At 44.6% G+C, this 12942-nt stretch carries 14 protein-coding genes; 3 read left to right on the top strand and 11 right to left on the bottom strand.

Features of this window, described 5'->3' with window-relative positions; all coding sequences use genetic code 11:
* Positions 1–2: 2 nt before the first annotated feature.
* From ENI34_01295 to ENI34_01340, 10 genes are read right to left on the bottom strand one after another with little or no spacing between them, the layout of a single operon-like run.
* Positions 3–1211 carry a hypothetical protein gene (locus ENI34_01295; protein HEC77762.1) on the bottom strand — a complete coding sequence of 403 codons (1209 nt, stop codon included), beginning with the start codon at positions 1209–1211 and terminating at the stop codon, positions 3–5.
* Entirely contained in the window at positions 1208–2386 is a 1179-nt protein-coding gene (locus tag ENI34_01300; protein HEC77763.1) for an NADH:ubiquinone oxidoreductase, read from the bottom strand. Before ENI34_01300 ends, ENI34_01295 begins: the two co-directional genes overlap by 4 nt.
* Before the next feature lie 5 nt (positions 2387–2391).
* A complete protein-coding gene (locus ENI34_01305; protein HEC77764.1) occupies positions 2392–2871 on the bottom strand; it encodes an NADH-quinone oxidoreductase subunit C in 480 nt (159 codons plus the stop codon).
* Positions 2868–3284: an NADH-quinone oxidoreductase subunit NuoB gene (gene nuoB / locus ENI34_01310; protein HEC77765.1), complete on the bottom strand. Its 417-nt coding sequence runs from the start codon at positions 3282–3284 to the stop codon at positions 2868–2870. Before nuoB ends, ENI34_01305 begins: the two co-directional genes overlap by 4 nt.
* 11 nt (positions 3285–3295) lie before the next feature.
* On the bottom strand, positions 3296–4216 hold the full coding sequence (locus ENI34_01315) for an NADH-quinone oxidoreductase subunit H (GenBank protein ID HEC77766.1): 921 nt from the start codon (positions 4214–4216) through the stop codon (positions 3296–3298).
* Entirely contained in the window at positions 4213–4683 is a 471-nt protein-coding gene (locus ENI34_01320) for a ferredoxin (protein HEC77767.1), read from the bottom strand. The genes ENI34_01315 and ENI34_01320 overlap by 4 nt, the downstream gene beginning before the upstream one ends.
* Positions 4668–6245 carry a hypothetical protein gene (locus ENI34_01325; protein ID HEC77768.1) on the bottom strand — a complete coding sequence of 526 codons (1578 nt, stop codon included), beginning with the start codon at positions 6243–6245 and terminating at the stop codon, positions 4668–4670. The genes ENI34_01320 and ENI34_01325 overlap by 16 nt, the downstream gene beginning before the upstream one ends.
* A complete protein-coding gene (locus tag ENI34_01330) occupies positions 6242–7057 on the bottom strand; it encodes an oxidoreductase (protein HEC77769.1) in 816 nt (271 codons plus the stop codon). The genes ENI34_01325 and ENI34_01330 overlap by 4 nt, the downstream gene beginning before the upstream one ends.
* The gene (locus tag ENI34_01335; protein HEC77770.1) at positions 7045–8049 is read right to left on the bottom strand and encodes a hypothetical protein; all 1005 of its coding nucleotides are present in this window, start codon (positions 8047–8049) and stop codon (positions 7045–7047) included. Before ENI34_01335 ends, ENI34_01330 begins: the two co-directional genes overlap by 13 nt.
* On the bottom strand, positions 8021–8497 hold the full coding sequence (locus ENI34_01340; GenBank protein HEC77771.1) for a hydrogenase maturation protease: 477 nt from the start codon (positions 8495–8497) through the stop codon (positions 8021–8023). The genes ENI34_01335 and ENI34_01340 overlap by 29 nt, the downstream gene beginning before the upstream one ends.
* Before the next feature lie 92 nt (positions 8498–8589).
* Between ENI34_01340 and ENI34_01345 the strand changes: the two genes are divergently transcribed.
* On the top strand, positions 8590–8967 hold the full coding sequence (locus ENI34_01345; GenBank protein HEC77772.1) for a cupin domain-containing protein: 378 nt from the start codon (positions 8590–8592) through the stop codon (positions 8965–8967).
* Between the two features lie 25 nt (positions 8968–8992).
* Here the strand turns inward: ENI34_01345 and ENI34_01350 are convergent, their stop codons facing one another.
* Positions 8993–10240 (bottom strand): serpin family protein, encoded by a 1248-nt coding sequence (locus tag ENI34_01350; protein ID HEC77773.1) that lies wholly within the window; start codon positions 10238–10240, stop codon positions 8993–8995.
* An 82-nt stretch (positions 10241–10322) separates the two neighbouring features.
* Between ENI34_01350 and ENI34_01355 the strand changes: the two genes are divergently transcribed.
* Together ENI34_01355 and ENI34_01360 are read left to right on the top strand one after the other, a co-directional pair.
* Positions 10323–11054, top strand: coding sequence for a hypothetical protein (locus tag ENI34_01355; GenBank protein ID HEC77774.1), 732 nt, complete (start codon positions 10323–10325; stop codon positions 11052–11054).
* Positions 11014–12942: hypothetical protein (locus ENI34_01360; GenBank protein HEC77775.1), on the top strand; the 1929-nt coding region annotated here is incomplete at its 3' end. The genes ENI34_01355 and ENI34_01360, both read left to right, overlap by 41 nt.

Raw genomic sequence — 12942 nt, forward strand, 5'->3', positions numbered from 1 at the left:
TTCTAAAATCCTCCATTACCTGTTAAATAGTTGACAGGTTGATAGAAGAAAATACCGAGAAGCAGCGACGCCAGCGCAAGAATGAAGACTACTGCCAGACCGGTATACGACGGCTTTTTCGCCTTGGGTAATTTTGTCATCGGTTTTGCGAAGAACAATTCATGATAGAATCTTGTACTGTAGAGCAGAGTGAAGACGGCTGCGACAATCGCTCCGATACCGAGATATGCAGCCTTATCAACAGCGCCGATTATGACCCATAATTTAGAAAAGAAACCGATCATCGGGAAGAACCCCACGATTGAACCGAACAGAAGCGCCATCAAAACACCGAGAGCCGGTGAAATTTTGAGCATACAGCACAAATTCTTTAAATCATCCTTTCCTGTGGAGTCTTCAATGATCCCGACTCCATAGAATAACCCTGATTTGGCAAGGGCGTGCGCCATGATATAAAGCATTCCTCCGATCAAACCGTACTTACCGCCGACGGCGAATCCCAACATTATAAAGCCGACCTGACTGATCGTTGAATAGGCAAGCAGACTCCGCAGGTTGTTTGAAAGAAGCGCGGCACCACCCAGTAGAATACTCGAGGCGATTGCAAACCAAGCGATTGTATTGAAGAACTGGGGGGCGACATAATTCCCGCTTGTAAAGAGACGCAGAAAAAGTATTACCCCGAGATTTTCCGCCACGCCGGCAAGACAGCCACCGATCGCCGAAGGAACGGCGTTGTACGCCGGTACCAACCAGATGTGCAGGGGCAATGTGACTGATTTGGCGAAAATACCGACAACGATCAGCCATACCGCAACCTCGTTATATATGGTGATCTCGAAGAAATTGAATGTTTTGTTGTCGAGATAGAGCAGAAGTAGACCAATCAACATAAGCGCCGCGGCACCAAAATTTATGAGAAACGTAAAGTTTGCCGCCTTGAGGTCCTCTTCACTCCGATAATAAGCGACCGCGCGCCAGATGGCAAAGGTCGAGATCTCCCAGAAGATGAAGATGAGCAGAAGATTATAAGAAAGAGCAACTCCGACTCCAGAACCGACGATCAATAAAAGCATCAAATAATATTCTAATCTGTGCCCCTTCTGCCGAATTGTCGCGAGCGCGTATATAAAGGACATCAAACCAATAAAAACAAATAAAGCGCTGAGGAATATCCCAAATCGGTCAAAGAAAAAGTCAAATCCAATCATTTTCTATATCTCCTTCTGATCCTTTCGGTCTTTGCCCATGACAACTTCAAGAGATCCTGACCTGAATATTTCTTCTTACCGTCCTCATATACAAAAGTTCTCTCAGTACAGCAATAGCAGGGATCAACAGCAGCCAGCACAAGTGCTGCGTCGGCGATGGAATATCCTTTCACGGCGACGACGTTCGATGCAATATTCATAAAACTCGGTGCCCTCACCTTATGTCTAACCGGCATATTCGAACCGTCGGAACGGACATAATGGAAGACTTCTCCCCGAGGAGCCTCATGTCGTCCGATGCCTTCTCCCGGCGGAATATCATCCACCCTTGTCTCGATCGGTCCGTCCGGCATATTCTTCAAGCACTGTCTGATGATCTTTATCGATTCATCACATTCGATTAATCTCACCTTTGCCTTTGCCAGTACATCGCCTTCAGGAAAGACCACCATATCCCAGTCGACCTTGTCGTAGGCGTCATAGGGATCGTCTTTTCTCACATCACACGCATAACCAGAACCGCGTGCCGTGGGACCGGTCACTGCATAGGCGATTGCATCCTCACGCGACAAAACACCGACACCTTCAAGACGCGCCCTGATAACCGGATCATCAAGCACCGCATTGGTGAACATCGCGTTCTTCTCTTCCAGAAGGTCAAGATATTTCTCTATCTTCGGATAATCTTCAGGTTTGATATCCCGACGGGCTCCGCCGATCTTGTTTATCGCATAATGGTTGCGATTACCCATAATCAATTCAAAGAGATCAAGGAGCGGTTCTCGATAACGCCACACCCACATCCATACGGTATTATAGCCGATGAAATGACCGGCAAGTCCCACCCACAGATAGTGGGAATGAATCCGCTCCAGCTCACCGATGATCGTCCGGATATATTGGGCACGCGGCGGCGGTGTTATATGCGCGCAATCTTCTACGGCCAGTACATAAGCATAGGGATGGGAATCAGAACAAATACCGCAGATTCTTTCAACCAGAAACGGCACCTGGTCCCAGGTCAGTGTGGGAGAAATAAATTCGTGTCCCCGATGGTTGTAGCCGATATTTATCTCCAGATCGACAACCTTTTCTCCTTCAACAATTAACTTAAAAAACTCAGGTTCTTCCTGTAATGGATGATAAGGACCTATAGGTACTACTCTTCTCAAGATTCCTCCTAAGGCTTCTTTTTAATTTTAATATCCTTATGTTCGTTCGCGTAGTCGCGACAGAGCGGATGTAAATCAGCAGGCCAGGTTTCAGCGGTCAAAAGAGGTACCAGATTGGGATGACCGACAAAGTCGACGCCGAGCAACTCATGAATTTCTCTTTCAATCCAGTTCGCCGCCGGCAGAAAGGATGTAAGACTCTTGATCTTCAAATCGTCTTTCGGAATCAAAGTCTTGATATTGTAATAAGTTCCCGCCTCATCAAATGAAAAATGATAGATGATTTCAATACCATCCCGTGTATCAATACCCGTGGCGATAGACAGACGGAACCCCTTTTCTTCAAACATAAATTTCGCGAGTTCAAAAACCTTTTCCCGCGGTGTCCTTATATAGATCCGACGCGCTGAGTGTATCTTTACGACAACATCCGGAAACTTTTTACTGATTTCTTCTAAAATGGCTTTTGAATATTCTTTCTTCATCATAACCTCTTTAATGCCTTGACTACACCCAGAATGATTGCCTCTGGTTTTGGAGGACAACCGGGTATATAAACATCTACCGGAATATATTTATCATAGGGACCTACCACATTATAGGATGGCTCGAAAATATGTGGATGGCACGCACAACTCCCCACACCAATCACCAGACACGGCTTAGGCGTCTGCTCATACACCCGTAAGACCCTTGGCAAGCTTTTCCGATTTATGACACCGGTCACCAGCAGTGCATCGGCATGCCGTGGAGAACCGACAAGTACAATACCGAAACGCTCGACATCCCATCGAGGAGTAAGAATATCCAGTATCTCAATATCGCAATTGTTACAGGGAGCTGCCGCAAGATGAAAGACCCAGGGTGATTTCTTTAATCCCCAAAGTTTAGCATTTCCCATATTCTACTCCTTTATAAGCCATAAAATGCAAAGATCAAACCAATTATGGATAATATGCCTATACCCAACCAGAAAAACTTCAACGCCTGATCAATACGCAATCTTGGATTTGTATTCTTGATGAGCACGATCAAAACCACAATCACCAAAAATTTCAATATCGCCCACCAGTCGGCAAAGCCTCCCCAGAGTACTGAAATCAAAAAGAGCGGCAGGAGGAAGAACATCATCGCCCGGGCAAGTTTGTACATCGCCAGGGCGACACCGGAATATTCAATGTACGGTCCGGCCATAATCTCCTGCTCCGCCTCTGGTATATCAAAGGGGACAAAACTCAATTTCGCCTGAGTCGACAGCAGAATAACGACTCCGGCGATGATTCCTGAAATTGAGTACAAAAACGGTCCGTGCGCCTGCTGGGCTGCAACAATTTCACCGAATTTTATACTGCCTCCGGATTTTATCACGACAATCGCCATTGCAATCAAAAAAGGCAATTCATAGGCAAAATATTGAGTCATCTCCCTGGAAACACCGACGCTTGCAAGAGGATTCTTGGAGGCAGATCCACCCACGATGATACCGAGAGCCGGTAAGGCGAGCAGATAGATGATCACAATCAGATCACCGACAAAAGTACGCGTCGGGTCGAAATTCATTGAGAAGAGCATAACCGCAAGGACCGACATTGAAATGATACCGAGCAACGGGGCTGAAAGGAATAATATCTTTGAGGCTCCTTCAGGGACAATCGTTTCCTTTAACAACAATTTTAAGAAATCCGCATAAGGTTGAAACCAGGGCGGTCCTACACGCCAGTGAATGCGGGCGGTCACTTTACGATCAATCCAGGTGACAAAAAGACCGATTACAGCGGAGAAAAGAAAACCAGGGAAAATAATATATGAAAAAAGAAATCTCACAATATTCATGGACTTCTCCTGAAAAATGGATGTTTGGAGATAAATCTCATACCAATCTCATGCCGTTTAATCTCTGCATCGCTCAAAAACTGAAGAGCACCTGAAGAGCATGCTGCGACACAGCGCGGTCCTTCTTCCCGGTCAGAGCACAGATTGCATTTCTGGGAAACATGCCTGATCAAAGAAGCATCGATGACACCAAAAGGACAGGCAAAAGCACAGCTCTGACACCCGGTACATATGAATGATGATCTGACCACCAGACCCGTCTTCTCGTCTCTGGTTATCGCATTAACCGGACAGGCCGCGGCACAAAGAGGTTCTTTACAGTGCCGGCATGCAAGCGGTAAATAGGCCTGACCCGGAATCTCACCGTGTCTGATCCGTGCTTCTCCCTTGAATGCAGCCTTACAAGCAGCTTCACACGATCGACAACCACAACATAAATCAAGGTCTAAAACTATCCTTTTCGCCATATCTCCACCTCAGTTGGAATAAAATTAACGATATTATCCTTGATCTCAAAATCGAACAGACCTCTCACCTCTGGTGTTTCCGCAGGTACGGCAGCTGTACCCGGGGCGAGATCCCTTGAAAAGATCGCCTTCAATTCAATCTTTCCATACGGTGACTTTACGGCCACTACATCGTTCGCTTTAAGACCCAGTTCTTCCGCATCCGAAGGGTTCAATGTAACCTTCTCTTCTTCAAAGAATGCATAGAAATTATAAGCCTTCTTCTCACCGAACATTCGGAAAGTTTTCTTCTTCCTCTCTTTTTTGACTTTCGCAATCACCCCGTCGACTCTTTCCTGAACATCAACCTTCATCTTCGGAGCGCTGAGCGTTTTCCCTGTACTCTCGGACTTACCGAGCAGACTCAGAATTTCCTGCACCGTCTTCGCACCGCTCGCCGGTTCAACAGCACCGGTTAATGATTTCTTGCCGAAAGTGGTGATGATCGTACCTGCTTTTTCAAGGTTGAGTGCAGACGGAAACATCGTGTAGCCATTGTACTTAATCGTGGATGCGCTGTAGACAGAGGCAGACTTCAGAACCTTTGACAGCTGAGGATAATAGTAGGGAAACAGCTCTCCGAAATTAACAAGGTATTTAATCTTCCTCTTCTTAAGCAACTCCACAACAGCGCCGAAGTGTTCATTACCCTCAAAACCGGCGAATTCCATAAACGGAACCACCCTCTTGCCGCTGAATTCAGAGAATTTCGCAAGTGCTTCGGCAAAGAGTACGGGGTCATAGGTATGAGCAAACGGTAAACTGGCTATGAGCAGTCCTTTACCCGCTTTTTTGAACGCCGCACTTATCTCGTTGATCTTTTCCTTGCTGACACCGGTGAGCGACTCGATATCTTTGACACCGTTGAACTCTTCCTGAGCAAGCGCAAGCAGTACCAGCGGTTCGGTTCCCAATTTTGTCTTTAAAAAGTCATTCGCAAAACCCGCTGTGTGACAGTTGATCGATTCAATCACGACAAGACGGTGTTTTCTGTCACTCAGTTTCCACTTTATCAACGGTTGGCTGAGCATGGGTGTTTGATTAAAGATATCACCGACAACCACAATCATCCCGGCATCTTCGATCTCATTGAGCGCAAACGGTTTATCGAGAAATCTCCTGAGTACGGTTTCGGGTTCAAGATATGTGGAAGCGGTCGTCTTTATCCCCGTATTATCACAGAAACCCGTTATTGCACTGTACTCTTCCAGAGTAAGATTCCGATCAAACGTTACAACCGTATTCTGCGGTTTGGCGATCACCTGTTTCAGCTCTTTCAAAAACTTCTGCCAATCCGTCGGTTTACCGCTCTTCATCGGTTTAACGAGACGTTTTGGATGATTCAAATACAATGCCGATGCGCTGCCGCGCGGGCATAATCTACCGGCATTGTCACCTTCCTTTGTATATTCAACACCCTTTACGCCGAAGTCATTCAAAACAACTCCGAATTCACATCCAAAACTGCAGAACGGACAGACCATCTTTTTAATTGTAGTGAATGAAGGATCTATATTCTTCATAAAAACGGCTCCTCAATATCCTTCACATCTTCCCAGGTGAGAACCGGACCATCCTTACACACATAGAACTTTCCGACCCGGCAGTGATTACATTTACCGATACCGCACGACATATTTTTTTCCATTGACAAATAAATATTACTGTGTTTGAAGCCGGCTTCAACAAGACGCTGCGTCACGAATTTCATCATTAAAGGCGGCCCACACACAATCGCCGGTGAACTCGCCACATCAACAGGAATTTCATCGAGGATTACTGTCACCACACCGACCTTTCCCTGCCAGGAATCATCCCCCACATCAACGGTAAGAAGAATATCCACCCCATCTATCTTTTCCCATTCCGGGATTAAATGCTTATAAACAATGTCATTCGGTGTCCGAGCACCGTATCTTATATAAATTTTCTTGTAATCTTTGATATTATGGAGAAGCGCCAAAAACAGAGAACGGAGAGGTGCAAAACCCACGCCACCTCCAACGATAAAGATCTCTTTCCCTTTGAATTCTTTTAAAGGATAGGGTTTACCAAAAGGACCTCTTACACCGACCTGATCCCCCTCTTTCAACTCAAATAGAGCACTCGTGACCCGTCCCACCTTCATAATAGTAAATTCAAGGTCATCTCCGTGAGGAGAAGAAGAAGGAGTAAAGGGCGCTTCGCCGACTCCAGGCACGGTCAGTTCGGCGAATTGACCCGCCTCGAACTGTATCGGCATTCCATCAAGAATAAAGGTCGTGATATTAGAGGTCTCAGGTATTATCTTCTTTATTTTTACAGGTATAGAATAATATGGGTTCACAGCTTCCATAAAATCTCCCTTATATCAATCTTTGCTGAACAACCACGATAACATCTGCCGCATCCTGAACATGAATAGATACCTTCGTATGCTTTAAAATAATCGAATTTGCAGAGGAAACGATTCCAGAAGCGTTCATCCAGACTGCTGCGGGGATTGGCACCGCCACCGACCCGTGCATAAGCGGCATAGTAACAGACATCCCACGTTCTTACACGTTCGAACTCCTTACCTTTTTTATAATCACTCAACAAGAAACAGTAACAGGTCGGACAGGCATGCAAACAAGCGAAACATTCAACACAGTCCTCCCTTATTTCATGCTTGAATTTTTCATCAACCTTTTCAAGACGTTCAGCCAGATCTTCTTTAAACGGCTTTTCATTGATCTTATTGAGTTTTTTCACGGCGTTCTTTCGTATCCTGCTCCGTTCTTTTTCGTCTTCTTTGGTTGCCTCTTTAAAGAGAGCACTGTTGTCATCTATGATCTTTTCGCCTTTTTTCGTAAATGCCTCAAACAAAAGGCCGCTGTCGATCTTGGTGAAGTTCAAGTCACATACCGCCTCGGCATAGGGATTCAATCCCACCAGATTACAGAAACAGCAGTCCTCTGGTTCAGGACAATCAGCCGAAATCAATATCGTATTCTCTCTTTTTTTCTTATAGAGCGGGTCGACCGGTTCGGCATTCAAAAACACCCGATCATAGATGTCAACGCCCCTTAAATCACAGTTTTTGATACCGAAGAGATATTGTTTTTTCGCTTTAACCGCCGTATCTTTCGGGAATTTCGCCACCACTGCACGACTCGGGAACAGAAAATGCTTTATGTTCTCCGCTGTCCTTACCTTTTCAAAATCGGGTTCAAATTCTTTATCCTTATCGAACTTGACGAGATGTGTTTTGTCGTCTTCAGAAACAGGATAAAAAACCAAACCGTCTTCTGACAATTTTGCTACAAAGTCCAAAATTTTATCTGAGGGAAGTAGATAAAGTTTCATAGATTTTTATTATATTTATTTTTTTTCCTTTGTCAAGCATATTAAAAAGATCGATGATACGAGCAGCAGTCTCCATAATTTCGTCGCTCATTTTATCATAGGAGTGTGGTGTAACGCCTACAAACCAGACATCGGCACCACCACTGTCTTTAAGATAGCGATAGATTGAACTGAAAGGTAGATTATGGGTCGAAACCGAAAGAGGAGCATTCAACACAATCTCCTCATTCCTTAAAAAAACAGAACCGCCACCGTTGTTTTTGACCGCATCAAAAAAGATTATCAGGTCGGGTTGAAAAGAAAGAATTTTGTTGAGATAATTTTCCGGGTATAATTGGCAGTCGAGCGTTTTTACGGTGTCGGTCTGCTTGATCTTCTCTACAATATAGGAACCAAAGCCGTCGTCGCCGCGTTCTTTGTTTCCCATTCCGCAGAGAACTATTTTCATCCGCACAATTATATCCAGAAAGCACAATTTGTCAATACAGATCCGAGGATGGAAAACCCTTGCAATCAAGATAATTCTGGATAAAATTCCGTATGCATATCAAACATTTGAAAGACTGTGTAGAATTTACTGCCGGTGACGGTTCGCGACTGCGTGAAATACTGAATCCCTTGAACCAGGAACTTAAAATCAACTACAGCCTCGCCTGGGCATTGGTAGAACCGGGTGAAAAGACAGTCCCCCATAGGTTGAAACACAGTGAAGTCTATTATATCCTGCGCGGTGTCGGTGTAATGCATATTAATAATGAAGAGAAAGAAGTCGGGCAGGATGATACCGTCTACATTCCTCCAGGGTCGGTTCAGTACATCGAAAATAGAGGAGAAAAAAAACTTGAATTCCTCTGCATCGTGGATCCCGCCTGGAAACCAGAGATCGAAGAAGTATTAAGCGGGACGGGAAGCCAATAAGACAAAAATATCCTGAAAAATCTTCTTATCCCTCAGGGTTGCTGACCCTGCCCATAAATAGAATGCTTCCTGTCGTGTTCTCCTGGATTATAAAGATGAAAGGATGGTCTGCCCTGAAGACCGGCGTTCGAATGGTCGCTGATGTTATACCCACAACAACACCGGTCGCTGCAGCGGCTTCGGTCCCTTCCTCGTTTACTTCCACAAACGCCTGATGAATAACATCCTGAATACAGAGATCTCCGGTGCCGTTCATCCCGGAGAAATCCGCAAGGTCGCTGAACGGCGTGGGCATACCCATCTTCTTCAAAAGATCCGCCAGAAAATATTTTGTCTTTAATTTGAATCTGGGAATGAAAACATCGACCCGCTGCATTCCCATCATACTCTTCCATTCTGACAACTTCTCAAGGGTGATCGATTTCTCTAACTCGGCGATATCATCCTGTTCCGGAAGAATAATAAGCATTGAGACCTCTTCTCCTTCATACGGCATCTCAAGAATCTGGACTCCATCGATCTCGGCGTATTTGAATCGCGCCTCATGGCCGACAAGCTGCATCATCTTCACCTTCACCCTCTTGCCAGAACCTGTCCGAAAATCTTCTTCTTTGGTCTCCTCTTCATTGAATTGCTTCAACCACATCCCCTTGAAGTATATCGCATTGGTAAGCACCAGCCGTGTGAGGGCGTTCAACACTCCCGAAGGAATCAAATCTTTGATTTTATTGTTCGTCTGTTCCTCAACCCACTTATTTATCGTCTTACGGGCATTCTCACTGTCCGTGGCGAAATCAAGGTTGCTGATCTTCCCTCCATAGTATCTTTCAATGCCCTCGGTATACTCTTTCAAAAAGGGATAACCCTTCTGTGCCCATAGTGCATTCGCCGTCGAGAGCTTATACTTTTTCTCTTTTTTGTTGATTATATTGTATAATCTGGCGAGATTCGGTCGGCGCAACGCCGCGTCTTCCGGTATATGCACCACATATTCCATCTCTCTTGCGGTCTCCCCCTTTGCACCCTCATAGGTCATCGTCAAGGCGATGAAGATGCTGTAAGGTGAAAAGAATACATTCTCCTCGGCGCCTTTCCCTTTGAGTTGAGCATAGAGGTCGAGTGCAAACCGATTATTGGCTGTCGTAAGTTTACTGACCCCCTCTGGAGTCGAACCTGTATCATCCGCCATTATATTCTTTTTGGCAACGCCTGATGAAAAGATACACGAAACAGTTATGGCCATTAAGACCGGGATTATTATCTTCATAATTATATTATAGTCACGGCCTTCATAATGTCAACAGCACGTCTTCCAATTCATTGACAATATTCTAAAAAAGATTATGATAGTATTGATGGAAATGATGCTGTTCTTATTCTCCACTGTCCTGAAGCCGATGGATTCGCTCTCTCTGGCAAAAGAGTTCACCCTCATTCGGAACTATGACGGCCGTCTCTATTTCGCGCCGTTTATCGGAAAGAGTATATTCCTGCTCGATGAAAATGAACGGCTGCAACCGATTACCTTCACCGACGATATAAATTATCGCATTTATGACTTCCACATCACCCCTTTTGCACTATATCTGGCCAACGGAGTATCAATCGAAAAATTCTATTTAAAATCCGGAATCAAAGAAAAACTCTATTCACAGGACAATATATCCGCCTTTGTCATAACCCCTTCGGAAGAGCTTATCATCGCTGAAGAAGAGAAGAACGAATTGATCTTCCTCGATTTCACTAATAAGATTAAGCTCAGAAAATTCGATTTAAGAATTAAAGATATCAAATTATTCAATAAAATCATCTATATCCTCACGAATAATGAATTGCTCTTCTGTGATGAATACGGTAATATATTCGACAGAAGAAAACTTACGGGAAGATTCGAAAAACTCTTTGTCACCGGGAATAAAATAATACTCTTTTCTGCCGGTGAAAAAGAAATTTATATTTTAAACGGCGAAGGCAGGAAGAACGAATTGCCCCATACAATAACAGATATCGCCGAATATAATGAATTTATTGTAATCCTCGACGGTTATGGTTCTACTCTATATTTTTATAAACCAACAGATTTCTGAATTCGATTCGGCGTTATTCACACTTGATTCCGTGTACAGCCGTTATCAAATTGTGGAAACGGATACGGTGATCCCTGAAACATTATTCGTCAGCACTCCTCTTGACACCTCAGGTAAAGAAGAAGGATTCAGAATATCCGGTGCAAAAGAACTCTCTTTTGACATAAAAGAAGGATTCGACCAGGGGATGAAAGTGAACATCCGCGGAGAGGTCGAAGGCGTCACGGTCGAAGGAGATCTGTCGGACAAAGCGACATCAGGATCAACCATACAGCTGTCCGATGTCGAAAAGATAAGTTTAAAGGTCTCGACGAAAAACTTTTACGGTGCACTGGGCGACCTTTCCCTGCCCCTGCTGTTCGGCATAACAGATGAAATCCAGGGAGGCAGACTCGCCGTCCACGACGCACAACAGGAAAATTTCGCCGCAGTGGCATATGCAGTGAACCGCGGCGAGATGAAAAGAATACGGTTCAACGGCGAAGAAGGCAAACAGAGTCCTTATTTCCTCGGAGAAAATATAATCATCGGCAGTGAAAAGGTATATCTCACCCAGGGGGTCGGCCCGCCGAGCCTTCTGGTGCGGGATGATGACTATAATATCGATTACGAAACCGGCATCCTCTCTTTCACCAACAAAAATATAATCACAAATCACTCAAGGATCGAGGTCGAATATCAGGAAGCAGTACAGGATTACCAGAGTATCTATACCGAAACAGACGCCGAAACAAAGATCGGAGATTTCGTCTTCGCGGGAATGTATCGGCGCATAAGTGATGAAAAAGAAACCCCCCTCTCTTTCACCTTTACACCGGCGGAGATTGAGAGTCTCAAGAACGCCGGAGACAGTGCCACTGTAATGCACACATTCGCAGACACCTCTTCAGAAGGTGATTATATCTTCGAGGTCGACCATTTTACTTTTGTGGGACAGGGCAACGGTGATTATAGAGTAACGTTCTTTTATGTCGGTGAGAACAAAGGAGAATATATCTACGACCCGAACATCAAGGCGTTCGCGTATCAAGGACCGGGTGCCGGTAATTATTCACCGACAAGATATATACCTTTACCCGTACAGGACGAGTTCTACGGATTCAAGATGGAAGCATTCAATGCCCTGGAAGTAAATGTTTACGGTTCTGAGTATGACCGAAATACATTTTCAACCATTGATGACCATGACAATCGCGGCAACGGCTACCATTTACGTCTGTCCAGGGACCTGAAGAGTATCTATTTTTCCGGCGAATATCTTCTTTACGACGACAGCTTTATAAAACCGACGCCCAGAGAAGATATTGATTATTATTATCAATGGAATACCACCGACTCCCTGCAGGAGATGGGCGATATTACACTGGGGATCAAACCGGCGCCGTTTTTAAACGTCGAAACCGGATATGGAGTTCTGAACAGAGAACATAGACGGAAGTTTATCACCCTCCATCCCTTTTTCTTCAATATCGGTTATGAAGAAGTAGATACACTGAGAAAATATTTTATCGGACTTTTGAAAAAAGTGAATAAATTTTTTCTGAGTTCACAATATGAAAATTCAAAAACAACCCACCTCTTCAATTATGGATTTCAATATTTTATGACAAAAACCTCGAGGGTCGGTGTTTCCGGAACTTATGATAAAGACACCTCGAACACCGGGATAACCACGATATGCGAGCTGAACACCCCGCCGTTTATGCTGTCACTCGGGCATAGACTGTATAATGATACGATATTCCTCTTCGGTGACCTGCGGCTGAATGTTCATTATCGAGGAATATCCCTGAGTGGTGACCTTCAACAGAGTCAGCGGTATTCTCAAAAAAGAAACGAAACCTATATAAAGGTCGAAGAAGGTAAAGGAAATTATGTCTATGATCCC

The organism is candidate division WOR-3 bacterium, assembly GCA_011052815.1.
Taxonomy (GTDB): domain Bacteria; phylum Hydrothermota; class Tepidihabitantia; order SM23-42; family SM23-42; genus DRIG01.

Bases quoted from the DNA above. Each gene is read 5' to 3' on its own strand.
- ENI34_01295 (HEC77762.1), bottom strand. From the start codon at position 1,211: ATGATTGGATTTGACTTTTTCTTTGACCGATTTGGGATATTCCTCAGC.
- ENI34_01305 (HEC77764.1), bottom strand. From the start codon at position 2,871: ATGATGAAGAAAGAATATTCAAAAGCCATTTTAGAAGAAATCAGTAAA.
- nuoB (HEC77765.1), bottom strand. From the start codon at position 3,284: ATGGGAAATGCTAAACTTTGGGGATTAAAGAAATCACCCTGGGTCTTT.
- ENI34_01315 (HEC77766.1), bottom strand. From the start codon at position 4,216: ATGAATATTGTGAGATTTCTTTTTTCATATATTATTTTCCCTGGTTTT.
- ENI34_01320 (HEC77767.1), bottom strand. From the start codon at position 4,683: ATGGCGAAAAGGATAGTTTTAGACCTTGATTTATGTTGTGGTTGTCGA.
- ENI34_01325 (HEC77768.1), bottom strand. From the start codon at position 6,245: ATGAAGAATATAGATCCTTCATTCACTACAATTAAAAAGATGGTCTGT.
- ENI34_01330 (HEC77769.1), bottom strand. From the start codon at position 7,057: ATGGAAGCTGTGAACCCATATTATTCTATACCTGTAAAAATAAAGAAG.
- ENI34_01335 (HEC77770.1), bottom strand. From the start codon at position 8,049: ATGAAACTTTATCTACTTCCCTCAGATAAAATTTTGGACTTTGTAGCA.
- ENI34_01340 (HEC77771.1), bottom strand. From the start codon at position 8,497: ATGAAAATAGTTCTCTGCGGAATGGGAAACAAAGAACGCGGCGACGAC.
- ENI34_01345 (HEC77772.1), top strand. From the start codon at position 8,590: ATGCATATCAAACATTTGAAAGACTGTGTAGAATTTACTGCCGGTGAC.
- ENI34_01355 (HEC77774.1), top strand. From the start codon at position 10,323: ATGGAAATGATGCTGTTCTTATTCTCCACTGTCCTGAAGCCGATGGAT.